The organism is Streptomyces sp. NEAU-174, assembly GCF_052665095.1.
The window spans coordinates 55,352-79,408 of record NZ_JBQTCE010000023.1; the positions used below are offsets into that span (position 1 = coordinate 55,352).

The window sequence follows — 24,057 nt, forward strand, 5'->3', positions numbered from 1 at the left end:
GGGCTAGTGTTGGGGAGGGGGGGGGGAGGAAGAAGGAAACAAACAACACCCCCCCCCCCCCCCGCCCCCGCCGTCAGGAGATGTCGCCGCGCAGAATGCCGCGCCCGTTGGTGGCCACGTAGACCCGTCCGTAGACCCGTGGGTCGCCGGTGATCGAGGCGCCCGTCCAGCCCCACTGATGGGCGTCGTCGTTGATCCGGGTCCAGCTCGCCCCGGCGTCCGTGGAGCGGAAGATGCCGCGTACCCCGCCGATTCTCGCGCTGGTGTAGAGCGCCTGGTACGAGGCGCCCGGCGCCGCCTTGCCGAAGCCGATGGTGTCCGCCTGCTGGACGCCGCTCAGCTTGGTGAAGGTCGCGCCGGAGTCCGTGGAGTGCCACAGCCCGTACGCCCCGCCGGTGCCGCCGCCCGCGAGCCAGATGTCGCCCTCGGCGCCCGGCAGCGCCTTGAACCGCACCGGGCCGTCGGCCGGCAGTCCGGCGGAGGCCCGGGCGGTGAAGGTGGCGCCGCCGTCGGTGGAGACGTAGAAGGTGCCCGCCTTGAAGCCGTAGAACTTCTTGGGATTCTTACGGTCGGACTCCACGACCGCCCCGGCCGGGATGCCGCTCGACGCCGACCACGCGTTGCCGAAACCGGTGGTGTGGTAGACGGCCGAGGTGCCCTCCGGGGCCCAGACGAAGCCGCTGCCGTCGGCCGCCGCGGCCACCGTGCCGCCGCCGGTGACCCCGGACGGCTCGCTGCCCTGGAACCAGTTGGCGCCGTTGTCGGTCGAGAAGGCGATCCGCGGCGCGGAGTCGTTGTTCCCCACCCGGACCACGGTATTCGGACTGGTCTCGGCGTAGTCCAGGCTGGTGGTCGTGGTGAACGTCGGCGAGGTGTACATCCTCGCGGGCACCGCGTCGGGATCGGTGTGCCGGAAGCCCCCGATGTCACCGAGCGCGCTGAGCAGCGGGGCGCCGGCGGGCGGGCTGGCCAGGTCATTGACCGCCGTCTCCTCCAGGCCCTTGACCATGGGCGTGATGGCGATTTTGCCGCCCGTGTCCCAGTTTCCGAGGTTCTCCGTACCGTAGACCGTCGCCCCCGTGCCGTACATCATCCGGTTGGAGTCGAACGGGTCGATCTCCAGCGCCTCGGTCATCCAGCCCAGCTTCGGGGTGACTTCGGGCGGGGAGGGGTTGGTGCCGAAGGTCAGCCAGGGGACGGCACTGACGTCCTGGGTGTAGCGGAAGGACCGGTTCGGATAGCTGGTGAAGTCCCAGGCCCGGGTCCAGGTGGCGCCGGAGTCGGTGGAGCGGAAGATCTGGGTGTCCGGCCACCAGGAGCTGTAGCCGGTCACCATCAGCGTGCCCGGCTTCTGGCGGTCGACCGTGAGCCCGCTGTAGCCGAAGTAGGTGTCGGCGTCCGCCATGGGGCTGATGTTCTTCCACTCCCCGGTGGCCGTGGTGTACCGCCACACCTGGCCCTTCTCCCCGTCGTACGGGCCGCCCTTGTCGCTGGTGGTCAGGTACAGATAGCCGTTCTTGGCGTCCAGGACGCCCTTGTGGGAGAGATAGCCGGTGGGCTGCCCGGCCACCCGCGACCAGGTGGCGCCCGCGTCCGTCGAGCGGTAGACGGTGTTGTCCTTGTCCGCCACGCCCACGTAGATGGTCTTCGTGGCGCTGCCGGAGGAGCCGGTGCGCTCGTCGAAGGTCACCCACACCACGCCCTGGTTGTCGCTCAGATAGCCGCTGGTGTCGCTCGCGTCCTGGACGTATGTGCCGGGGTTGGGGAAGGACGTCACCTTGGACCAGGTGACACCGGAGTCGGTGGAGCGCCACAGCCCGTTGCCGCTCGGCGCGCCGAGGTAGAGCACGCTGTTCCGGTTGGGGTCCACCGCCAGCCGCTCACCCATGCCGCGGCCGGGCATGTTGCCGCCCAGCTTGAAGGGGAGGGTGGTGGACTGCCAGCTGGCGCCCCGGTTGGACGAGCGCAGGATCGCGCCATTGCCCGGGTCCCAGCTGTTGGTGTACGTACCGGCCGCCACATAGACCTTGTTGGGATCCACCGAGTCGCTGGCCAGGCTCACCACCCCGGTCCAGCCCCAGTGGTCCCAGTCCAGCGAGTCCAGCAGCGGCACCCACCGCTTGCCGGACTGGTCCCAGCGGTACGCCCCGCCGATGTCGGTGCGGGCGTAGGCGAGGTTCTTCTCCTTGCGGTTGAAGACGATGCCGGGGACGAAGCCGCCGCCGTCCACGCGGACGTTCTTCCAGGTGTAGGCGTCGGCCTGGGCGGTGCCCCGGGCGGGGGCGGCTTCGGGGCGGGCCGCGGCGGGGGAGGCCGCCGCGGTGAGTAATCCGCCGACGAGCGCCAGCGCGGCCATGAGCGCGCCGACCGGTCTTCTGCCGTTGCTGCGCACGGGAACTTCCTCTCCGGACGTGGGGGTGTGAGGCGTGCGGGCCATGCGGACGAGGGTATTTGGGAGCGCTCCCATGCGTGCGTCATCCGATGCTAGCGGCCGGATGGCCGTGCGAGAAGAGTGAAGTCAAGGGGTCCTCGAGGGGCGTTGGGCCGGACCGTCCGGGATTCGCGGTAGGCATTGCGGGCGCCCCACAAGGGCCCCATCATCAGCGGGAGTTGCCGTGCAGGTCCCTGGGGCGAGGAGCTGGGTTTCATGGGTCGGATCACGCGCAGAAGTCTCACGGTGGCGGCCGCCGGGGCCCTGGCCGCCACCGTCACGGCGGGTGACGCGCTGGCGGAGGGGCGAGGGGGTGGGCACCGGCCCGAGTTCCGCGGGATGTGGCTGGCCACCGTCGCCAACCGCGACTGGCCGTCCAGGCCCGGTCTCCCCGCGGAGCGGCAGCGGGCCGAGCTGCTGGGCTTCCTCGACACCGCCGTGAGCCGCCGGCTCAACGCGGTGGTCTTCCAGGTGCGGCCGACGGCGGACGCGCTGTGGCCCTCACCGTACGAGCCGTGGGCGGAGTGCCTCACCGGTGTCCAGGGCAGGGACCCGGGCTGGGATCCGCTGGGCACCGCCGTGCGCGAGGCACACCGGCGCGGTCTTGAGCTGCACGCCTGGTTCAACCCGTACCGGATCGCCAACCACACCGATCCGTCGCGGCTGATCCCCACCCATCCGGCCCGGGTGCACCCCGACTGGGTCGTCCCGTACGGCGGGAAGCTCTACTACAACCCCGGGCTGCCCGAGGTCCGCCGCTTCGTCCAGGACGCCATGCTGGACGCGGTCGCGCGCTATGACATCGACGCCGTCCACTGGGACGACTACTTCTACCCGTATCCGGTGGCCGGGCAGGTCTTCGACGACGACGCGGCGTACGAGCGCCACGGCGCGGGCTTCCCGGACCGTGCGGCCTGGCGGCGGAACAACATCGACCGGCTGGTGTACGAGACGGCCGTGCGCGTCAAACGGCTGAAGCAGCGGGTGCGGTTCGGCATCAGCCCCTTCGGCGTCTGGCGCAACCAGGCCACCGACCCGCTCGGCTCCGCCACCACGGCGGGGGTGCAGACCTACGACGACCTCTACGCGGACACCCGTGGCTGGGTGCGGCGGGGATGGCTGGATTACGTCGTCCCACAGGTCTACTGGAACATCGGCTTCGCCGCCGCCGACTACGCGGTGCTCGTCCCCTGGTGGTCGGAGGCGGTCCGGGACACCGGGGTGAACCTCTACATCGGCGAGGCGCTCTACAAGGCGGGCGATCCGGCGCAGCCCGCGCCCTGGCAGGACCCGGCGGAGCTGTCCCGGCACCTCGCCTTCGACCGGGGCTTTCCGCAGGTGCGCGGCAATGTGTACTTCTCGGCGAAGGAAGTGGCCGCCGACCGCAACGGCGCCATGGCGCGTGTGGTCGCCGACCACTATCCGTATCGCGTCCGCCCGCCCCGCTGACCCGGGGCCTGCCCCGGGTCAGCGGGGTCAGCGGGGACGGCTACGGGGCGCCCGGCGGGCTGCTCCTGTCCCCGCCCCGTCTCGCCCGCAGCGCCGATATAGCGCCGATATGCGGCTCTGCCGCGTGGCAGGGGCTTCGCCCCTGGGCCCGGGGTCCGGGGCGGAGCCCCACCTTCCAGCCCCTCCAGGGGGCACCTCCCAGCGGTAGCTGGGGGAGTTTGAGGAGCGGGGTCTGACCTTCCAGCCCCTCCGGCGTTTGAGGAGCGGGGTCTGGGGCGGAGCCCCAGTTGTGGGTATGCGGCTCCGCCCTAACGCTGCCCGGGGCCGGCGGCCAAGTGGCGGACGACCGAGTCGGGCCCGGGCGAGAACAGGCACTCGTGTCCGTCGTCCTCGTAACGCACGCGGTAGGGCGGTTCCCCGTTATCCCCGAGCACTTCGATGATCTCCGCTACACGATCGTGAATTCCGACAACCCTGCCGTGCACCAGCAGCTTGTCACCTACGGTCGCCTCCATGTGCGTGACCTCCCGTCCGCTGGAGGGCAATACGGTCTGCCGAGGGCATGCGGTCTGCTGAGGGCATGCGATCCCTGAGGCCAGTCTATGGCCGGTTGTCCTGGTTTGCTCCGGCCGGGGAGTGATTCGGGTCAGCCGTTTCGGGGATCCGTCCGGCCCCTTCGACGGTTTCGGCCGTGCGCGTCCCGCCGGGGCCGGAGGCCCGTACCACGCCCGCCGGGACCCGGGCCCGCTGCGTCACCCCGATGCACACCAGCACCGCGACGGCGGCGATCGGGGCCGCGGGGGTCAGCGTCTCGCCGAGCAGCAGCACCGACCACACCAGGGTGAGCAGCGGCTGGGCCAGTTGGAGCTGGCTGGCCCTGGCCACTCCGATGGCGGCCATCCCCCGGTACCAGACCACCAGGCCCACGAACTGCGAACCGACCGCCAGCCACAGCAGCCCGGCCACCGCACGGCCGCCGAGGTGGACGTCCTCGCCCGCCAGCGCGAGCACCGCGCCCGGCACCGACAGCGGCAGACAGCCCACCAGCGCCCAGCCGATCACCTGCCAGCCCGGCATATGGCCGGCCAGCCGCCCGCCCTCGGTGTAGCCCGCCGCGCACACCACCAGCGCGCCGAACAGATACAGATCGCCGGCGGTGAGCGCCCCACCGCTCTGCTGCACCGCGAAGGCGATCACGACCGCGGCCCCGGCCAGCGCCGCCGCCCAGAACACCCGTGAGGGCCGCACCCCGGTGCGTACGGCGGAGAAGGCGGCGGTGGTGAGCGGCAGCAGGCCGACCACCACGGCCGCGTGCGCGGTGGTGGAGGTCTCCAGGGCGAGCGTGGTCAGCAGCGGGAAGCCCACGACGACCCCGGCCGCGACGACCAGCAGCCCCGGCCAGTGGCGGCGGTCCGGCACCGGGACCCGCAGGGCGGCCAGCGCCCCGCCCGCGATCAGCGCGGCGAGCACCACCCGGCAGGTGGTCACCGACCAGGGGCCGAGGCCGGTGAGCGCCCAGGCGGTGGCGGGGAAGGTGAGGGAGAAGGCGGCCACGCCGAGGGCGGCGAGCAGGGTGCCGGTGCGGAGGGCGAACGGTGTCGGGAGCGCCGGGGCCGCGGCGTGAGCGCCGCCCCGGCCCGGGGAGGGGCCGCCGCGCGGGGCGGGGTCGGCACCCGGGGCGGGACGGGCACCTGGGGTGGCGCCCGGGGCGGGACCGGCGCTCGGGGCCGGGGTGGCACCCGGCGCGGGGGCGCCGCTCACCGCTATCGCACTGCCGTCAGTAGCGCTATCCTGTGCTGTCATGCAACAGCGTAGCAGTGTGGCTGACCTCGCGGAATCGCTGCGACGGGACCTGGACCGCTACTCACCCGGTGAGAAGCTGCCGTCCAGTCGGGCCCTGGTCGAGCGCCACCGGGTGAGCCCGGTGACCGTCTCCCGCGCCCTCGCCGCGCTCGTCGCCGAAGGGCTGGTGGTCACCCGCCCCGGCGCCGGTGCCTTCCGCGCCGACCGGCCACGGGCCGGGGCGCCGCGGCCGGGCGACACCTCCTGGCAGGAGGTCGCGCTGAGCGTGGAGACGGCCGGTGAGTCGGTGCCGCGCTCGGTGGACGCCTCCGGCGTCCTGGCCACGCTCGCCGCCCCGCCGCCCGGGATCCTGGAGTTCAACGGCGGCTATCTGCACTCCTCCCTCCAGCCCGAACGGGCGCTGGCCGCCGCCCTGGCCCGCGCCGGGCGGCGGCCCGGGGCCTGGGGCCGCCCGCCGGTGGAGGGCCTGCCCGAACTGCGCGCCTGGTTCGCCCGCGAGATCGGCGGCCCGGCCGGGGCCATCGGCGCCTCCGACGTCCTGGTCACCGCGGGCGGCCAGTCCGCGCTCACCTGCGCGCTGCGCGCGCTCGCACCGCCCGGCGCGCCCGTCCTCGTCGAGTCCCCGACCTACCCCGGCATGCTCGCCGCCGCCCGCGCCTCCGGGCTGCGGCCCGTCCCGGTCCCGGTGGACGCCGACGGGGTGCGCCCCGATCTGCTCGCCGAGGCGCTGCGGGCGACCGGCGCCCGGGTCTTCGTCTGCCAGCCGCTGTTCCAGAACCCCACCGGCGCGATGCTCTCCACCGAGCGGCGCCGGGAGGTGCTCGCGATCGCCCGCGAGGCGGGCGCGTTCGTGGTGGAGGACGACTTCGCGCGCCGGCTCGTCCACGAGGACGCGGGCCCGCTGCCCGCCACCCTCGCCGCGGACGACCCCGACGGGGCGGTGGTCCACGTCTGCTCGCTCACCAAGGCCACCTCGCCGAGCCTGCGGGTGGGCGCGCTCGCCGCCCGCGGCCCCGCGCTGGAGCGGCTGCGCGCGATCCAGGTGGTCGACAGCTTCTTCGTGCCCCGCCCGCTCCAGGAGACCGCCCTGGAACTCGTCGGCGCGCCTTCCTGGCCCCGCCATCTGCGCGCCGTGGCCGCGGAACTGCACACCCGCCGCGAGGCGCTCGTCACCGCCGTACGGCGGGAGCTGCCCGCGCTGGAGCTGCGCCATGTTCCGCCCGGCGGCTACCACCTGTGGCTGCGGCTGCCCCAGGGCACCGACGAGGCCGCCCTGGCCTCCGCCGCGCTGCGCGCCGGGGTCGCCGTGGCCCCCGGCCGCCCGTACTTCTGCGCCGAACCGCCCGCGCCACATGTCCGTCTGAGCTTCGCGTCGGTGGCGGGCACGGGGGAACTGGCCGAGGGGGTGCGGCGGTTGCGCACCGCATGCGAGGAGGTACTGGCGTAGACCCCGCCCGCGAACCGGCCCGCTGCGGCGAGCTGCTCCCCTCCCCGCCCCTCCCCGAAACTGAGGCTCCGCCCCAGCCCCCGAACCCGGGGCTCCGCCCCAGACCCCGGACCGGGGGCTTCGTCCCAGGCCCCGAACCCGGGCTCCGCTCCAGGCCCGTACCGGGGCTTCGCTCTAGATCCCATCCCGGGGGCTTCGCCCCAGACCCCGAAACTGGGGCTCCGCCCGGGGCCGACCCGGGGCTTCGCCTCAGATCCCGGACCCGGGCTCCGTCCCAGATCCCGGAGCGGGGCTTCGCCCCAGGCCTCGAACCCGGGCTCCGCCCCAGGCCCCGGACCGGGGGCTCCGCCCGGGGCCTCGGAGCGGGGCTTCGCCCTAGACCTCGAACCCGGGCTCCGTCCCTTCCCGCGGCATCGATATGCGGCTCCGCCGCGTGGCGGGGCTCTGCCCCTGGACTCGGGGTCCAGGGGCGGAGCCCCTGGTATCGGGAAGGGGCGGGGAGGGGGAAGGGCAGCGTCGCCGCGCATGCATGCTGCCGGGAGGGGAAAGCGCGGCGGAGCCGCGCATCGACACCGCCCCCGCCCCTCCGGGGCACCCCGCACCCTGCACGCCACCCACGATGCGCACGCCGTTCACGCGACGGCCGCTTCGAGCCGCCCGGTGACCCGGCGCACACCGGAAGGCGCGGCTCTTCTCCTGGTTACCGGCCCTGTCGCCGCGGCCGTGACCTTACGATGCCGGGATGACGTTTCGGCTGACGCTGGTCGCCGCCGGCCGTAGCTCCTCCCGGCTGGGGGAGCGCTTCGGCGACGACCGGCCGCTGGATTCGGAGGGCCGGCTCGCCGCCGAGCGCGCGGCCCCCGGGCTGCTGCCGCTGGCCGCGGCGGAGCTGCGCTACTGCTCGCCGTCGACCCGCAGCCGGGAGACCGGCGACGCGCTCGGCTTCACCCCGCTGGTCCAGCTCGCCCTGCGCGACTGCGACATGGGCCGCTGGGCGGGCCGTTCCCTCGCCGATGTGATGGCGCGCGAACCCGCGGAGGTGGACGCCTGGCTCGGCGATCCGCGCTCATCACCGCACGGCGGGGAGTCGCTGCACGCGTTCATCATGCGGATCGGCGGCTGGTTGGACACCCGCCCGGCCGAGGACCACGCCAAGATGGTGGCCGTGGCCGACCCCGGGGTGGTCCGCGCCGCCCTGATGTACGCGATCAAGGCGCCGCCGCACTGCTACTGGAACGTCGACGTCCGCCCGCTCTCCACGGTCACCCTCACCGGCCGGGCGGGCGAGTGGCGGCTGCGCGTGGACGGTACGTGACCGGAGCGTTCCCCGGGCGGGCCTCCGCTCACGGCGTGAGCTCCTCGGCCAGCAGATCCATCAGCAGGCCGTCATGCCACGTACCGTCGGCGCCGCGCTCATAGGACCGCATGACGCCGACGGGCCGGAAGCCGACCTTGGCGTAGCAGCGGATCGCGGCGGCGTTGTCGGCCGCCGGGTCGATCACGATCCGGTGGTGGCCGTGGTCGGCGATCAGATGGCGGGCCAGGGTGCGTACGGCGTCGGTGCCCAGCCCCCGCCCGTGCACCGCCGGGTCCAGATAGATGTCGATGCTCGCGTGCCGGTAGTCCGGATCGGCCTCGGCCGACCACTGGATCATGCCGATCACCACGCCCCCGCCCCCGTCCTCGTCCCCGTCCCCGTCCTCGATGGTCAGCTGCTCGGCGCCGGGCTCGGCCAGGTCCTCGCGCACGGCCGCCACCAGGTCCTCGCCACCCCGCCAGCGCGCGTACACCTCGGGCGTGGCGCGGATCGCGGCCAGGGAGGGAACATCGGAAGGGACGGTGGGGCGCAGCACCACCCGCGCGCCCCGCAGAGTCATCGGCATGGACCGGACGATCCCATCGGAGCGCGGGCCGTGACCAGGGCGTGGCTTTCTGCCCAGGGCCCTTTCGGGAAAGCACTCGGCACCGGATATCTTGATGTCGAGCAATGTTGCAGACGTGGAGCGGAGCACCCGGTGACTGACTCGACCATCATCTATACGCACACGGACGAGGCCCCTGCCCTCGCGACGTACTCGTTCCTGCCGGTGATCGAGGCGTATGCCTCCACCGCCGGGGTCGGTGTGGAGAGCCGGGACATCTCCCTGGCGGGCCGGATCATCGCCCAGTTCCCCGAGCACCTGGAAGAGGGCCAGCGCATCCCCGACGCCCTCGCCGAGCTGGGTGACCTTGCCAAGACCCCCGAGGCCAACATCATCAAGCTGCCGAACATCTCGGCCTCGATCCCGCAGCTGAAGGCCGCGGTCGCCGAGCTCCAGCAGCAGGGCTACGCGCTGCCGGACTACCCGGACGACCCGAAGACCGACGAGGAGCGGGAGATCCGCGCCCGTTACGACAAGGTCAAGGGCTCCGCGGTGAACCCGGTGCTGCGCGAGGGCAACTCCGACCGCCGCGCCGCCGCCGCGGTGAAGAACTACGCCAAGGCCAACCCGCACCGCATGGGCGCCTGGACGGCCGATTCCAAGACCAATGTGGCCCACATGGACACCGATGACTTCCGCTCCACCGAGAAGTCCGTGGTGATCCCGGAGGACGGCTCGCTGCGCATCGAGCTGGCGGGCGACGACGGCTCCACCACCGTGCTGCGCGAGTCGGTACCGGTGCTGGCGGGCGAGGTCGTGGACGCCTCCGTGATGCGCGTCGCGGCGCTGCGCGAGTTCCTCTCGGCGCAGGTGGCCCGCGCCAAGGCGGAGGGCGTGCTGTTCTCGCTGCACCTGAAGGCCACGATGATGAAGGTCTCCGACCCGATCGTCTTCGGCCACGGCGTACGCGCCTTCTTCCCCAAGACCTTCGCCGAGCACGGTGAGACCCTCGCCGCCGCCGGCCTGACCCCGAACGACGGTCTGGGCGGCATCCTCAAGGGCCTGGAGGGCCTGCCCGAGGGCGCGGCGATCAAGGCGTCCTTCGACGCCGAGCTGGCCGAGGGCCCGGAGCTGGCCATGGTCGACTCCGACCGCGGCATCACCAACCTGCATGTGCCGTCCGACGTCATCGTCGACGCCTCCATGCCGGCCATGATCCGCACCTCCGGCCACATGTGGGGCCCGGACGGCGAGGAGCACGACACCCTCGCGGTGATCCCGGACAGCAGCTACGCCGGGATCTACCAGGCCGTCATCGACGACTGCCGCGCCCACGGTGCCTTCGACCCGGCCACGATGGGCTCGGTGCCCAACGTCGGCCTGATGGCGCAGAAGGCCGAGGAGTACGGCAGCCACGACAAGACCTTCGAGATCCCCACCACCGGCACCGTCCGCGTCCTGGACGGGGCGGGCAACGTGGTCCTCGAGCAGGTCGTCGGCGCCGGTGACATCTTCCGGATGTGCCAGACCAAGGACGTGCCGATCCAGGACTGGGTCAAGCTGGCCGTCACCCGCGCCCGCGCCACCGGCGACCCGGCCGTCTTCTGGCTGGACGAGGGCCGCGCCCACGACGCCAACCTCATCGAGAAGGTCAAGGCGTACCTGCCGGAGCACGACACCGAGGGCCTGGACATCAGGATCCTGGACCCGGTCGAGGCGATCAAGCTCTCCCTCGAGCGGATCCGCCGCGGTGAGAACACGATCTCGGTCACCGGCAACGTCCTGCGTGACTACCTGACCGACCTGTTCCCCATCCTGGAGCTGGGCACCAGCGCCAAGATGCTCTCGGTCGTCCCGCTGATCAACGGCGGCGGTCTGTTCGAGACCGGCGCGGGCGGCTCGGCGCCCAAGCACGTCCAGCAGCTGGTCAAGGAGAACTACCTGCGCTGGGACAGCCTGGGCGAGTTCCTGGCCCTCGCGGTCAGCTTCGAGCACCTCGCGCAGAAGACGGGCAACGCGCGGGCCCAGGTCCTCGCCGACACCCTCGACCGGGCGACCGGCACCTTCCTCGCCGAGAACAAGTCGCCCAGCCGTCGCGTCGGCGGTATCGACAACCGCGGCAGCCACTTCTACCTGGCCCTGTACTGGGCCCAGGAACTGGCCAAGCAGACCGACGACGCCGACCTGGCCAAGGCGTTCGCCCAGCTCGCCGAGACGCTCTCCGCCCAGGAGCAGACGATCGTCGACGAGCTGCTCGCGGTCCAGGGCTCCCCGGCCGACATCGGCGGCTACTACCGGCCCGACACGGCCAAGGCCGCGGCCGTCATGCGCCCGTCCGCGACCTTCAACCAGGCCCTCGCCACCCTCGGCTGACCCCGCCGGGCGCGCCTGACCCGTCTGGCGCGCCTGAAGCACCACCACACCGCACCACACCGCCCCCGGCCGGCACTCGCCCGGCCGGGGGCGGTTCCTTTTACCTGGAGGAACAGTTTTTACCTGGAGGAACAGTTCCTCACGCCCGCCGGGCCGGTGCGGCGACCTCCCAGGCCGCCTCGATCATCCGGAAGATCTCGTCCACCGCGGCCTCCGGGTCGGCCGCCTCACGGGCCAGCGCATAGGCGTCGATCACGAACCTCGCGATCGTCCGGCAGGCCGTCGTGGTCCGCGACAGCCCGGGATCGGCGGCGATGGCCGCCGCCAGCGACTCGGCATGGCGCAGCCTCATCGACTCCTCGTACTCCCGCAGTGCGGGCGATGCCTCGATCATGTGCCAGATCGGGGCGGCGCCGTCCGCCGTGCAATGGCGCACCAGGGCGTGGATCTCACGGCGCAGCGCGGGGAGGAGCGGCTCGTCCGGCGCCCGGCCGGTGACCGCCTGGGTGAGGCGTTGCTCGAAGTCCCGGTCCTGCTCGAACACCAGGGCCTCTTTCGAGGCGAAGTGGGAGAAGAGCGTGGTGACGGCCACGTCGGCCTCGGCAGCCACCTCACGGATGCCCACCGCCTCGTACCCGCGTTCCTGGAAGAGCCGCAGGGCGGTATCGGCGATCTTCTGGCGGGTCGCGGCCTTCTTGCGCTCACGGCGTCCGGGCGGCACGGTCATGCGCCTCACGCTATCAAATCCAAAACCGAAACCGTTTTTAAACCCTAACCGTTAGTGTTACGGTCGGCGACATGAAGAAAGTGAGCTTCGCCGAGTTCGGCGGTCCGGACGTTCTGCACCTCATCGACGCCGAGGAGCCCCACGCGGGCCCCGGCCGGATACGCATCGCCGTGCGGGCGGCGGGCGTGAACCCCGTCGACTGGCGGATCCGTGAAGGCCAGGTCCTGGGGGCCCATCCGACCGTGTTGCCCTCCGGAGTCGGGCTGGACGCCTCCGGGGTGGTGGACGAGGTCGGCGAGGGCGTCGAAGGGGTCGAGGTCGGCGACCGTGTGTTCGGCGAGGGTTCGAGCACCTATGCCGAGTTCGCCGTGCTGTCGGCCTGGGCCCGGATGCCCGAGGGGCTGACGTTCGAGGAGGCGGCCGGATACCCCTCCGTGGTGGAGACCGCGCTGCGCGTCATCCGCGAGGTCGGCGTACGGCCCGGCCAGACGCTGCTGGTCAGCGGCGCGTCCGGGGGAGTCGGCTCGGCGGTGCTCCAGATCGCCCACGACCGCGGCATCACGGTGATCGGCACGGCCGGGGCCGCGAACCAGGACTATCTGCGGAGCCTGGGCGCCATCCCCACGACGTACGGCGAGGGCTGGGTCGAGCGGGTGCGGCGGCTCGGCCGGGTCGACGCGGCTCTCGACCTGGCCGGTTCGGGGGTGATCCGCGAACTCGTCGAGCTGACCGGCGATCCGCGGAAGGTGATCTCCATCGCCGACCTCGGCGCGCCGGAGCTCGGCGTCCGGTTCTCCGGCGTGGCCGGGAGCGTGCCGGAAGCGCTCGCCGAGGCCGTCGACCTCATCTCGCGCGGAAGGCTCCACATCCCGGTGGAGAAGTCGTACCCGCTCGCCGAGGCCGCGGCGGCGCATATCGACAGCCAGGCCGGTCATACGCGCGGGCGCCGGGTCATCGTCATCTGAGCCGCTTCATCTCGGCGGTGGGAATCCGGCCACCCTTTGCATAAAGCTGTCGCCGAACGTATAGTCATGCCATCATCTAGGGAGGACGACGGCGATGGCCATACGTGCTGCGGTGGCGGGCGCGAGCGGATACGCGGGCGGGGAACTGCTGCGGCTGCTGCTCGCCCACCCCGAGGTGGAGATCGGCACCCTGACCGGAAACTCCAACGCCGGACAGCCCCTCGCCGGGCTTCAGCCCCATCTGCTCCCGCTGGCCGGGCGGGTGCTGGAGCCCACCACCGCCGAGGCGCTGGCCGGGCACGACGTGGTCTTCCTGGCGCTGCCGCACGGGCAGTCCGCCGCCGTGGCCGAGCAGCTCGGGGACCAGGTCCTGGTCGTCGACTGCGGTGCCGACTTCCGGCTGAAGGACGCGGCGGACTGGGAGAAGTTCTACGGTTCGCCGCACGCCGGCACCTGGCCCTACGGCCTGCCCGAGCTGCCCGGCGCCCGCGCCGCGCTGGCGGGCGCCAAGCGCATCGCGGTGCCGGGCTGCTACCCCACCGCCGTCTCCCTCGCGCTCTTCCCGGCGTACGCGGCCGGGCTGCTGGAGCCGGAGGCGGTCATCGTCGCCGCCTCCGGGACCTCGGGCGCGGGCAAGGCGCCCAAGCCGCATCTGCTGGGCAGCGAGGTCATGGGCTCCATGAGCCCGTACGGCGTCGGCGGCGGCCACCGGCACACCCCCGAGATGATCCAGAACCTGTCCGCCGCAGCGGGGGAGCGGGTGTCGGTCTCCTTCACCCCGACCCTCGCCCCGATGCCCCGCGGCATCCTCGCCACGTGCAGCGCCAAGGCCAGGCCCGGAGTCACCGGGGAGAGCCTGCGCGCCGCGTACGACAAGGCGCTGCGGGACGAACCGTTCGTCACCCTCCTCCCCGAGGGCCAGTGGCCCTCCACCGCCGCCGTGTACGGATCCAACGCCGCGCTGCTCCAGGTCGCCCATGACGAGGCGGCCGGCCGCGCCCTCGTGATCAGCGCCATCGACAACCTGACCAAGGGCACCGCGGGCGGCGCGGTGCAGAGCATGAACATCGCCCTCGGCCTCCCCGAGGAGCTGGGACTTTCCACGATCGGAGTCGCTCCATGAGCGTTACGGCAGCCCAGGGCTTCACGGCCTCCGGCGTCGCGGCAGGGATCAAGGAGAACGGAAACCCCGACCTCGCACTCGTGGTGAACACCGGCCCGCGCCTCGCCGCCGCGGCCGTCTTCACCTCCAACCGCGTCAAGGCCGCCCCCGTCCTGTGGTCCGAGCAGGTCATCAAGGGCGGTCAGGTCTCGGCCGCCGTCCTCAACTCCGGTGGCGCCAACGCCTGCACCGGCCCGCTGGGCTTCCAGGACACCCACGCCACCGCCGAGAAGGTCGCGGAGGTCCTCGGCCACAGCGCGGGCGAGGTCGCCGTGGCCTCCACCGGGCTCATCGGCGTCCGGCTGCCCATGGACGCGGTGCTGTCCGGGGTCGGCAAGGCCGCCGAGGCGCTCTCCCCGCACGGCGGCGAGAAGGCCGCGATCGCCATCAAGACCACCGACACCGTCCACAAGACGGCCGTCGTACAGAGCCCGGCCGGCTGGACCGTGGGCGGTATGGCCAAGGGCGCCGGGATGCTGGCCCCGGGCCTGGCCACCATGCTCGTCGTCCTCACCACCGACGCCGACGTGGACGCCCCCGGACTGGACACCGCACTGCGCGCCGCCACCCGCACCACCTTCGACCGGATCGACTCCGACGGCTGCATGTCCACCAACGACATGGTGCTGCTGATGGCCTCCGGCGCCTCCGGTGCCGCCCCCGACACCGCGGAGTTCGCCGAGGCGGTCCGCGAGGTCTGCGCCGATCTCGCCCGCCAGCTGATCGGGGACGCCGAGGGCGCCTCCAAGGACATCCGGATCGAGGTCGTGGGCGCGGCCACCGAGGACGACGCGGTGGAGGTGGGCCGCTCGATCGCCCGTAACAACCTCCTCAAGTGCGCCGTGCACGGCGAGGACCCCAACTGGGGCCGGGTGCTCTCCGCGATCGGCACCACCTCGGCCGCCTTCGAACCGGACCAGCTCAACGTCGCGATCAACGACGTCTGGGTGTGCAAGAACGGCTCGGTGGGCGAGGACCGGGAGCTGGTCGACATGCGCTACCGCGAGGTCCGCATCACCGCCGACCTGTCCGCGGGCAGCGCCTCGGCGGTCATCTGGGCCAACGACCTCACCGCCGACTACGTCCACGAGAACAGCGCGTACGCGTCATGAGCCGGCCGACCACCACCCGTAAGCACACCGCCCTGCCCAAGGCCCGCATCCTCATCGAGGCGCTGCCGTGGCTGACCCGGCACCACGGCAAGACCGTGGTGGTCAAGTTCGGCGGCAACGCCATGGTCGACGACGAGCTGAAGGCCGCCTTCGCCCAGGACGTCGTCTTCCTGCGCCACGCGGGTCTGCGCCCGGTCGTCGTCCACGGCGGCGGCCCCCAGATCAGCGCACAGCTGGACCGGCACGGCCTGGTGAGCGAGTTCAAGGCCGGGCTGCGGGTCACCACCGACGACGCCATGGACGTCGTACGGATGGTGCTGGCCGGACAGGTCCAGCGCGAACTGGTCGGGCTGCTCAACCGGCACGGCCCGCTGGCCGTCGGCATGACCGGCGAGGACGCCCATCTGATGTCCGCCACCAAGCACTTCGCCGAGATCGACGGCGAGCAGGTGGACATCGGACGGGTCGGCCAGATCACCGAGATGGACACCGGCGCGGTCCGGGCCCTGCTGGACGACGGCCGGATCCCGGTCGTCTCCTCCATCGCCCGCAGCGCCGACGACGGCCATGTCTACAACGTCAACGCCGACACGGCCGCGGCCGCCCTCGCCGTCGCGCTGGGCGCCGAAACGCTGATGGTGCTCACCGATGTCGAGGGCCTCTACGCCGACTGGCCCAACAGCGACGAGGTGATCAGCAAGCTCACCGCGAGCCAGCTGGAGAAGCTGCTGCCGGAGCTGGCCAGCGGCATGGTGCCGAAGATGGAGGGCTGTCTGTACGCCGTGCGCCACGGCGTCACCACCGCCCGGGTGCTCGACGGGCGGGTACCGCACTCCATCCTGCTGGAGATCTTCACCGACGAGGGCATCGGCACGATGGTCCTGCCGGACGGGGCCGCGATCGGCACGGAAGACACGGAAGACCAGGACAGCGACGGCGACAAGGGGGAGGACCAGTGAGCAACGCGGAGCTGAAGCGGCGCTGGCAGGGGGCGCTCATGGACAACTACGGCACCCCCCGCCTCCCGCTCACCCACGGTGAGGGCACCAAGGTCTGGGACGCGGACGGCAAGGAGTACCTCGACTTCGTCGGCGGTATCGCGGTCAACTCCCTCGGCCATGCCCACCCGGCCGTCGTCCGGGCGGTGTCCGACCAGATCGCCACCCTCGGCCATGTCTCCAACCTCTTCGTGGCCGAGCCCCCGGTGGCGCTCGCCGAGCGGCTGCTCCAGCTCTCCGGCCGCTCCGGACGCGTGTACTTCTCCAACTCCGGCGCGGAGGCGGTCGAGGCCGCCTTCAAGATCGGGCGGCGCACCGGGCGCACCCATATGGTGGCCACCGACGGCGGCTTCCACGGCCGCACCATGGGCGCGCTGGCCCTGACCGGCCAGCCCGCCAAGCAGGAGCCCTTCCTCCCGCTGCCCGGCGATGTGACCCATGTGCCGTACGGGGACGTGGAGGCGCTGCGCGCGGCCGTCACCACCGACACCGCCCTCGTCATCCTGGAGCCCATCCAGGGCGAGAACGGCGTCATCGTGCCGCCGGCCGGCTATCTGGCCGCGGCGCGGGAGATCACCCGGGCCACCGGCACCCTGCTGGTGCTCGACGAGATCCAGACCGGGATCGGGCGGACCGGGCACTGGTTCGAGCACCAGGCGCAGGGCGTCGAGCCCGATGTCGTCACCCTCGCCAAGGGGCTCGGCGCCGGGCTGCCCATCGGCGCCACCCTGGCCTTCGGGCCCGCGGCCGACCTGCTGACCCCGGGGCAGCACGGCTCCACCTTCGGCGGCAACCCCGTCTCCTGCGCGGCCGGTCTCGCCGTCCTCGACACCATCGCCGCCGACGGCCTCCTGGACCGGGTCAAGCGGGCGGGGGAGCGGCTGCGTAACGGAATCGAGTCGCTCGACCACGCATCGGTCGCCCGGGTCCGCGGCGCCGGGCTGCTGCTCGGTATCGTGCTCACAGAGTCCCTCGCGCCGCAGGTGCAGAAGGCGGCTCAGGACGCGGGACTCCTGGTGAACGCGGTCGCGCCGGATGTGGTCCGGCTCGCCCCGCCGCTCGTCATCTCCGACGGCGAGGTGGACACCTTCCTCCGGGAGCTGCCCGCCGTCCTGGACGCCGCACATGAGGGAGACGGGGAACGACGAGCCGGAGACTGACGACACCGATGACCGAGGCGCAGCACACCGACGCGCAGGACGTGGGCCACGGCGGACCGGCCGTGCCGCAGACCCGCACTGCACGCCACCGCCGGATCGTGGACATCCTGAACCGGCAGGCCGTGCGCTCCCAGAGCCAGCTCGCCAAGCTGCTCGCGGACGACGGGCTCTCCGTCACCCAGGCGACGCTCTCCCGGGACCTGGACGAGCTGGGCGCGGTGAAGATCCGCAACACCGGCGGTGAGCTGATCTACGCGGTGCCGAGCGAGGGCGGCGACCGCACGCCGCGCGCCCCGCTCGGCGAGTCGGCGAGCGAGGCGCGGATGGCCCGGCTGGCGGGTGAGCTGCTGATCTCGGCGGAGGCGTCGGCCAACCTCGTGGTGCTGCGCACTCCGCCGGGCGCCGCCCAGTTCCTCGCCTCGGCCATCGACTCGGCGGAGCTGCACGACATCCTCGGCACCATCGCGGGCGACGACACGCTCCTGCTGATCAGCCGCGACCCACTGGGCGGCCAGGCGCTCGCCGACCATCTGCTGAGGCTGGCCCAGAAGGAGCGCTAACTCTTCCGGGCGCGCGACGGGGCGCGTGACGTCAGCGGCGGTGTGCGCGTCGACCCGCTGGGCGGGGCCGCGGTGGAGTCGCGCACCACCAGCCGCGTGGCGATCCGGACGCGCGGTGGCCGGGAGCCCGCCGCGGGGGTTTCGCGCACCAGTCGGCATGCCTCGCTTCCCGCCTCCTGGAGGGGGACATGGAGCGCGGTGCTGCCCGGCTGGGTCATGCCGATGACGGTCAGGTCGTCGGAGGCGGCGAGGCTGATGTCCTCCGGGACCCGCAGTCCGGCGCTGCCCAGTCCCATGAAGAGGCCGAGCAGCACATAGCTGCTGTAGACCATGACGGCGGTGACCGGGGTCTCCTGCCGCACCAGGTGTTCCGCCGTGGCCAGTCCGGCGTCGAACCGGGGCGGTACGGGATCCAGGACGATCAGTTCGCCGCCGCCGTCGGCCACCGCGGTCAGGGCGGCCTTCCGGCGCTGCCGGTCCATCCAGGAGCCGGGCGGACCGCCGAGGTAGGCGATGCGACGGTGGCCGAGGCCGAGGAGATGGTCCATCAGTTTCGTCACTCCGCCGGGGGTGTCCACCACCACCCCGGGCAGCCCCGGGGCCGTGCGGTCCACCGTCACCACGGGCAGCCGCTCGGCGAACGAGCGCAGGGCGGCGTCCGGGCTGACCGGCGCGACCAGGATGAGCCCGTCGACCCGCGGGCCCAGTTGGTGCACCAACTCCCGCTCACGGTCCGCCGAGTGGTCGGAGACGCCGAGCAGGACGTTTCCGCCCGCCTCGGTGAGGGGCTGCTGAACGCCCGTGACGATGGGCGGGAAGAAGGGGTTGGCGAGGGTGGGGACGATGACTCCCACCAGCCCGGTGTGGCCGGTGGTCAGGGCGCGGGCGGTGGCGTTGAGCCGGAATCCCATCTCGGCGGCCACGAGGGACACCCGCTCCCGGGTCTCCGCCGCGACCATGTCGGGCCTGCTGAGCGCACGTGACGCCGTGGAAGTGGACACGCCCGCCGCTCGAGCGACGTCTGCCAGTCGAACCATCCGCCCCTGCTCTCGTTGCCGGTTACACGGTTTTAACCGATGGCCGTTGACGGCCTCCCCGGGCCTAGCGTACCTTGCCTGCAACCGGTTGCTGCAACCGGTTGCATACCGGTGGTGGTGCACAGCGCACCGTATTGTCGACGGAGGGCGGGTTCGTGTCACGCAGAGCGGCGTCTGGCCTCTTGCTCCTGCCCGGGGCGGTGCTGCTCGCCTTCGGCTTCCTCTATCCCTTCGGCGTCACCCTGTTCGCTCCGCCCGCCGCCGAGCACCCTGATGTACTCGGCGATCTCGGCGGGATGCTCGGTGACGCCTACGTCCTGGAGGTGGCGGCCCGGACCATCCGGGTCGCCGCCCTCACCACGGTCATCTGTCTGCTGCTCGGCTTCCCGGTGGCCTACCTGATCTCCCGGGCACCCAGGCGCCGTCAGGGCCTGCTGCTCGCGCTCGCCGTCTTTCCGCTGTTGCTCTCCACCGTCGTCCGCACCTTCTCCTGGCTGGTCATCCTCGGCCGCAACGGACTGATCAGCTCCGTGCTGATCGACCTGAAGCTCGTGGACGGTGGCACCCAACTGCTCTACACCGAATTCGCCCTGGTCGCCGGGCTCACCCAGCTCTTCACCCCGATCATGATCCTGACCTCCTACAGTTCGCTCTCCCATATCGACGCCAAGTTGGAGGACGCGGCCAGGGGGCTCGGGGCCAAACCGGGCCGGGCGTTCCGGAGCGTGGTGCTGCCCCTCGCGCTGCCCGGCGTGCTGGTCGGCGCGACCCTGGTCTTCGCCGGCGCGGTCACCGCGTTCACCACCCCGCTGCTGCTCGGCGGCACCCGCAACCGCACGCTGGCCACGCTGCTGTACGACTACGCCAATGTGAAGCTCGACTGGAGCGCGGCGAGCGCGGTCGCCCTGATCATGACCGTGCTGGTGCTCGCCGCGAGCTGGATATCCGGCCGGCTGTCCCGGGTGGGGGCGGTCTGATGCGAGGGCGTCCCGTGCTCACCGCGCTGTCCGCGCTGGCGCTGCTGTTTCTGCTCGGACCGATCCTGCTCGTCGTCGCGATCGCGTTCTCCTCCGGTGACACCGTCGAGTTCCCGCCCCCGGGTCTGTCGGGGAAGTGGTTCACCAAGGCGCTCGCCCACCAGCCCTTCCAGGACGCGCTCATCACCAGCGCGCTGGTGGCGGCCGGAGCGACGGCCCTGGCGCTGCTCGTCGGTGTTCCGGCCGCGCTGGCGATCCAGCGCCGCCGGTTCCGCGGTCGTCGGGCGATCGAGGCGCTGTTCCTGTCCCCGGCGATCGTGCCGGAGTTGGTCCTGGGGTTCGCCCTGTTCCAGCAGCTGATGGTCACCCTGCGGATCACCGCCCTCGGGGCGCTGCTGATCGGCCACACCGTGCTGCTCCTGCCGTACGCGGTGCGGGTGACCGGAGCCTCGCTCGCCATGGCCGACCCCGCCCTGGAGGAGGCGGGACGCGGTCTCGGCGCGGGGCCGCTGCGGACGTTCCTGCACATCACCCTGCCGGTGATGACGCCCGGCATCGTCTCCGCGGCCGTGCTGTCCTTCCTCACCTCCTTCAACAATGTGCCGCTGTCACTGCTCCTCAACGGTCCCGGTGTCTCCACCCTCCCGGTCGAGATGCTCCATTACGTGGAATTCTCCTTCGACCCGGTCGTCGCGGCCGTGAGCACGCTGCTGCTGGTGGCGACCGTGCTGGTCGCCCTGGTCACGGAGCGGCTCGTCGGATTCAACAAGGTCTTCAGCAAGTAGGGATGCGCCAGATGACGACGCCAGTGGTCCAGCTCCGGGCCATCACCCGGGAGTTCTCGGGGTCGGTGGCCGTGGACGCCATCGACCTGACCGTGGAGCGCGGACAGTTCACCGCCCTGCTCGGGCCCAGCGGCTGCGGCAAGACCACGACCCTGCGGATGATCGCGGGTTTCCTCCCGCCCAGCTCCGGCACCATCCTGCTCGACGGCGAGGAGGCCACCCGGCTGCCGCCCGAGCGCCGCAACATCGGCATGGTGTTCCAGTCGTACGCCCTCTTCCCGCATCTGACCGTGGAGAAGAACGTGGCGTTCGGGTTGCGGATGCGGGGCGTGCCCGCCGCCGAGATCCGCACCCGGGTGGGCGAGGTACTGGAGTTGGTCGGCCTCGCCCATCTCGCCCGGCGCAAGCCCAAGGAGCTCTCCGGCGGCCAGCAGCAGCGGGTCGCGCTCGCCCGCGCGGTGGCCATCCGCCCCTCGGTGCTGCTGCTGGACGAGCCGCTGTCCAACCTGGACGCGCGGCTGCGCGTCCAGATGCGGCAGGAACTGCTGCGCGTCCAGTGCGAGACGGGTCTCACCGCCATCCTGGTCACCCACGACCAGGAGGAGGCGCTGGAGCTCGCCGACTCCATGGTGATCCTCGACCGTGGCCGGATCGTGCAGCAGGGCCCGCCGCGCGAGGTCTTCCGGGCGCCCGCGACCCGCTTCGTCGCGGAGTTCCTGGGCTATGAGAACTTCCTCGACCTCCCCGGCCGGGGCCCGATCACCATCAGGCCCGAGCATGTGGGCGTCCTCGCCCCCGGACAGAAGCCGCCCCCCGGCGGTGAAGTGGTCGAGGGGACCGTGGCCGCGGTCCGCTTCCGCGGTACGGACGTGGCGGTCACCGCCACCGTCGGCGACCGGGTCCTCCACGCCATCAGCACCGACGACACCCTGCGCGCGGGGGAGCCGGTACGGCTCCACCTGCCCCTCGCGCGGGCCGTCCCCCTGGCCGGCGACGACGGCGACGCCCGGCCGGCCACCTCGAAACAGCAGGAGTGTCCCGCATGACCCACAGCACCAGAGTCCTCGCCGGCGTGGCGGCCGCGGCCGCCCTCTCCCTGTCCCTGTCCGGCTGCGCCGAAACCGCCGACGCCGACCCCAAGAAGCTGACCGTCTCCACCTTCGGCTTCGGGGCGGACCGCTTCGAGAAGACGGTGGTCGAGCCGTTCGAGAAGAAGACCGGGATCGATGTCACCGTGGAGACCGGCGCCAACGCCGACCGCCTCACCAAGCTCCGCGTCAACAAGGCGAACCCCACCGTCGACGTCGTCATGATCACCGACCTCTTCGCCGCCATGGGCCAGAAGCAGGGCCTCTTCGACAAGATCGACCCCAAGAAGGTCCCCAACCTCTCCAAGGTGCACGCGTTCGCCAGGAGCGAGGACGGCTACGGCCCCGCCTACACCTACCAGTTGCTCGGCATGCTCTACCGCACCGACAAGTTCAGCGAGCCGCCCACGCTGAACGACCTGTGGAAGGCCGAGCACAAGGGCAAAGTCGCCGTCCCCGACATGTCCACCAGCGCCGGAATGCCCTTCCTGGAGGCCACGTCCGCCACGTACGGCACGGGCCCCAAGGACGCCGACGCCGGATTCAAGAAGCTCTCCGACCTCAAGCCCCATGTGCTCAAGTTCTTCAACCGCAGCACCGAACTGGTGAGCCTTCTGGACCGCGGTGAGGTCGAGATGGCCCCCGGCCTCGACCTGTTCGCCGTGGATCCGGCCAAGGCCGGGAAGCCCATCGGCTGGGCACCGTTCGACAAGGGCCGCTACGTCGCCGCCAACACCGCCCAGATCGTCAAGGGCGGCAAGAACAAGGCGGGCGCCGAGAAGTTCATCGACTATCTGCTCTCCGCGGACGTCCAGGAGAAGGCCGCCGCCTCCTTCAACGACAAGCCGGTCAACAAGGACGCCAAGGTGCCCGCGTCCCTCACCAAGGTGGCGGGCAAGGCCGCGAGCGACCCGTCCGCAGCCGGGTTCACCTCCCCCGACCTCGGCTACGCGGTCGATCACAACGACGCCTGGGTGGACCGCTTCCAGCGCGAGGTCTCCGGATGAGCCAGGCCCCCCACCGGGTCATCATCGACTGCGACCCCGGGATCGACGACGCGATCGCGCTGCTGCTGGCGTACGCGTCACCCGAACTCGACGTCGTGGGGGTGACCACCGTCGCGGGCAACGTCGGACTCGATCAGGTCGTCGACAACGCCCTGCGGCTGTGCGACCTGATCGGCGGCGCCGCGGCGGTCACCCCGGTGCTCCGCGGCCACGCCGGGCCACTGGCCCGCGCGCTGCGCCACCCCGATGAGCCGGTGCACGGCGCGTACGGCCTGGGCGGTGTGGAACTCCCCACGCCCACCCGGGCCGCCCACCCCGGCCACGCCGTGGACTGGATGGCCGAACGGATCCGTGCCGGCGCCCCCCAGGAGATCACCCTCATCGCCACGGCGCCGCTCACCAACGTCGCCGCGCTGCTGCACACCCACCCCGACGTCCGGGAGCGGCTGGCGGAGATCGTCATCATGGGCGGCGCGGCCTTCGCCCCGGGCAACACCACGCCCGCCGCCGAGTTCAACTTCCACGCCGACCCCGAGGCCGCCCGCTATGTCGCCGAGGCCGGGGTGCCGCTGCGCATCGTCGGGCTCGATGTGACCCGCAAGGCTCTGACCCCGCTCGCCGACGCCGAGGCACTGATCGCCGACGGCGCGCCCGCGACCTCGGCGGCCGGGCGGATGCTGAGCCATCTCATCGAGCGCTACGCCCGCCGCCACGCCGTGCGTGCCTGTGCCGTGCACGACGCGCTCGCTGTCGCTGCGGCCATCCGGCCGGACCTCCTCCAGTGGACCGAGGCCTGGGTGACCGTGGAATGCGCGGGCGAGTTCACCCGTGGCGCGCTGGTCGCCGACGTCCACGGGCGCACCGGCCTGCCGCCCAACGCGAAGGTGGCGACGGGCGTCGACGCGGCAGCGTTCCGCGCGTTCCTGATGTCGCGGCTGCGTGACGGCTACGGCGCGCCCACCGCGCCCGCGCCGAGCGCCCCCGTACGGAGCGCTGCCGTGTCAGGTGCTGCCGTACGGAGTGCTGCCACGTCGAGTGCTGCCGCGCCGGGCGCTTCGGCGTAGGGCCGACGCACCCTCCCACTCCCGATTCCAGAGCAAGAACGAGCAGGAGA

Annotated in this window: 21 protein-coding genes; 15 read left to right on the top strand and 6 right to left on the bottom strand. The window is 72.2% G+C overall.

The window, feature by feature from the left end:
• Window positions 1-73 precede the first annotated feature (73 nt).
• Complete coding sequence (locus ACT2CW_RS43845; protein ID WP_445520700.1) at window positions 74-2,392, bottom strand: xyloglucanase; 2,319 nt, start codon at window positions 2,390-2,392, stop codon at window positions 74-76.
• A gap of 255 nt (window positions 2,393-2,647) precedes the next feature.
• On the opposite strand from ACT2CW_RS43845, the gene ACT2CW_RS43850 reads away from it, so the two are divergent.
• A complete protein-coding gene (locus ACT2CW_RS43850; protein WP_445520644.1) occupies window positions 2,648-3,880 on the top strand; it encodes a glycoside hydrolase family 10 protein in 1,233 nt (410 codons plus the stop codon).
• Between the two features lie 308 nt (window positions 3,881-4,188).
• On the opposite strand, the gene ACT2CW_RS43855 is transcribed toward ACT2CW_RS43850, so the two are convergent.
• Window positions 4,189-4,395, bottom strand: a complete 207-nt coding sequence (locus tag ACT2CW_RS43855; RefSeq protein ID WP_020867170.1) for a DUF1918 domain-containing protein — start codon at window positions 4,393-4,395, stop codon at window positions 4,189-4,191.
• Window positions 4,396-4,480: 85 nt separating this feature from the next.
• Window positions 4,481-5,683: a DMT family transporter gene (locus tag ACT2CW_RS43860; protein ID WP_445520645.1), complete on the bottom strand. Its 1,203-nt coding sequence runs from the start codon at window positions 5,681-5,683 to the stop codon at window positions 4,481-4,483.
• On the opposite strand from ACT2CW_RS43860, the gene ACT2CW_RS43865 reads away from it, so the two are divergent.
• Entirely contained in the window at window positions 5,682-7,130 is a 1,449-nt protein-coding gene (locus ACT2CW_RS43865) for an aminotransferase-like domain-containing protein (RefSeq protein WP_445520646.1), read from the top strand. The genes ACT2CW_RS43860 and ACT2CW_RS43865 overlap by 2 nt on opposite strands.
• Window positions 7,131-7,872: 742 nt before the next feature.
• Entirely contained in the window at window positions 7,873-8,445 is a 573-nt protein-coding gene (locus tag ACT2CW_RS43870) for a histidine phosphatase family protein (protein ID WP_182469727.1), read from the top strand.
• 28 nt (window positions 8,446-8,473) lie between these two features.
• Here ACT2CW_RS43870 and ACT2CW_RS43875 read toward each other — a convergent pair whose 3' ends face one another.
• Window positions 8,474-9,007 carry a GNAT family N-acetyltransferase gene (locus ACT2CW_RS43875; RefSeq protein ID WP_445520701.1) on the bottom strand — a complete coding sequence of 178 codons (534 nt, stop codon included), beginning with the start codon at window positions 9,005-9,007 and terminating at the stop codon, window positions 8,474-8,476.
• Between the two features lie 138 nt (window positions 9,008-9,145).
• Here ACT2CW_RS43875 and ACT2CW_RS43880 point away from each other — a divergent pair, with 138 nt between their 5' ends.
• On the top strand, window positions 9,146-11,365 hold the full coding sequence (locus tag ACT2CW_RS43880; protein WP_445520647.1) for an NADP-dependent isocitrate dehydrogenase: 2,220 nt from the start codon (window positions 9,146-9,148) through the stop codon (window positions 11,363-11,365).
• A 139-nt stretch (window positions 11,366-11,504) separates the two neighbouring features.
• Here the strand turns inward: ACT2CW_RS43880 and ACT2CW_RS43885 are convergent, their stop codons facing one another.
• A complete protein-coding gene (locus tag ACT2CW_RS43885; RefSeq protein WP_445520648.1) occupies window positions 11,505-12,092 on the bottom strand; it encodes a TetR/AcrR family transcriptional regulator in 588 nt (195 codons plus the stop codon).
• A 71-nt stretch (window positions 12,093-12,163) separates the two neighbouring features.
• On the opposite strand from ACT2CW_RS43885, the gene ACT2CW_RS43890 reads away from it, so the two are divergent.
• The 6 genes from ACT2CW_RS43890 to ACT2CW_RS43915 all read left to right on the top strand — a co-directional run bounded on the left by ACT2CW_RS43890 (window position 12,164) and on the right by ACT2CW_RS43915 (window position 18,049).
• Window positions 12,164-13,057 carry an NADP-dependent oxidoreductase gene (locus ACT2CW_RS43890; protein ID WP_445520649.1) on the top strand — a complete coding sequence of 298 codons (894 nt, stop codon included), beginning with the start codon at window positions 12,164-12,166 and terminating at the stop codon, window positions 13,055-13,057.
• Window positions 13,058-13,151: 94 nt separating this feature from the next.
• Window positions 13,152-14,180: an N-acetyl-gamma-glutamyl-phosphate reductase gene (gene argC, locus ACT2CW_RS43895; protein ID WP_445520650.1), complete on the top strand. Its 1,029-nt coding sequence runs from the start codon at window positions 13,152-13,154 to the stop codon at window positions 14,178-14,180.
• Window positions 14,177-15,331 (top strand): bifunctional glutamate N-acetyltransferase/amino-acid acetyltransferase ArgJ, encoded by a 1,155-nt coding sequence (gene argJ, locus ACT2CW_RS43900; RefSeq protein ID WP_445520651.1) that lies wholly within the window; start codon window positions 14,177-14,179, stop codon window positions 15,329-15,331. Before argC ends, argJ begins: the two co-directional genes overlap by 4 nt.
• Entirely contained in the window at window positions 15,328-16,290 is a 963-nt protein-coding gene (gene argB / locus ACT2CW_RS43905; protein ID WP_445520652.1) for an acetylglutamate kinase, read from the top strand. Before argJ ends, argB begins: the two co-directional genes overlap by 4 nt.
• Window positions 16,287-17,489 carry an acetylornithine transaminase gene (locus ACT2CW_RS43910; protein WP_414082650.1) on the top strand — a complete coding sequence of 401 codons (1,203 nt, stop codon included), beginning with the start codon at window positions 16,287-16,289 and terminating at the stop codon, window positions 17,487-17,489. Before argB ends, ACT2CW_RS43910 begins: the two co-directional genes overlap by 4 nt.
• A gap of 8 nt (window positions 17,490-17,497) precedes the next feature.
• On the top strand, window positions 17,498-18,049 hold the full coding sequence (locus ACT2CW_RS43915; RefSeq protein WP_037964504.1) for an arginine repressor: 552 nt from the start codon (window positions 17,498-17,500) through the stop codon (window positions 18,047-18,049).
• On the opposite strand, the gene ACT2CW_RS43920 is transcribed toward ACT2CW_RS43915, so the two are convergent.
• The gene (locus ACT2CW_RS43920) at window positions 18,046-19,086 is read right to left on the bottom strand and encodes a LacI family DNA-binding transcriptional regulator (protein ID WP_164434679.1); all 1,041 of its coding nucleotides are present in this window, start codon (window positions 19,084-19,086) and stop codon (window positions 18,046-18,048) included. The genes ACT2CW_RS43915 and ACT2CW_RS43920 overlap by 4 nt on opposite strands.
• A gap of 155 nt (window positions 19,087-19,241) precedes the next feature.
• Here ACT2CW_RS43920 and ACT2CW_RS43925 point away from each other — a divergent pair, with 155 nt between their 5' ends.
• The 5 genes from ACT2CW_RS43925 to ACT2CW_RS43945 are packed head-to-tail and all read left to right on the top strand — an operon-like array spanning window position 19,242 to window position 24,007.
• Window positions 19,242-20,063: an ABC transporter permease gene (locus tag ACT2CW_RS43925; protein ID WP_311767000.1), complete on the top strand. Its 822-nt coding sequence runs from the start codon at window positions 19,242-19,244 to the stop codon at window positions 20,061-20,063.
• Window positions 20,063-20,848: an ABC transporter permease gene (locus ACT2CW_RS43930; protein ID WP_174890224.1), complete on the top strand. Its 786-nt coding sequence runs from the start codon at window positions 20,063-20,065 to the stop codon at window positions 20,846-20,848. The genes ACT2CW_RS43925 and ACT2CW_RS43930 overlap by 1 nt, the downstream gene beginning before the upstream one ends.
• 11 nt (window positions 20,849-20,859) lie before the next feature.
• The gene (locus tag ACT2CW_RS43935; protein WP_445520653.1) at window positions 20,860-21,894 is read left to right on the top strand and encodes an ABC transporter ATP-binding protein; all 1,035 of its coding nucleotides are present in this window, start codon (window positions 20,860-20,862) and stop codon (window positions 21,892-21,894) included.
• Window positions 21,891-22,943 (top strand): ABC transporter substrate-binding protein, encoded by a 1,053-nt coding sequence (locus ACT2CW_RS43940; protein WP_445520654.1) that lies wholly within the window; start codon window positions 21,891-21,893, stop codon window positions 22,941-22,943. Before ACT2CW_RS43935 ends, ACT2CW_RS43940 begins: the two co-directional genes overlap by 4 nt.
• Window positions 22,940-24,007, top strand: a complete 1,068-nt coding sequence (locus ACT2CW_RS43945) for a nucleoside hydrolase (protein WP_445520655.1) — start codon at window positions 22,940-22,942, stop codon at window positions 24,005-24,007. The genes ACT2CW_RS43940 and ACT2CW_RS43945 overlap by 4 nt, the downstream gene beginning before the upstream one ends.
• Window positions 24,008-24,057: the final 50 nt, after the last annotated feature.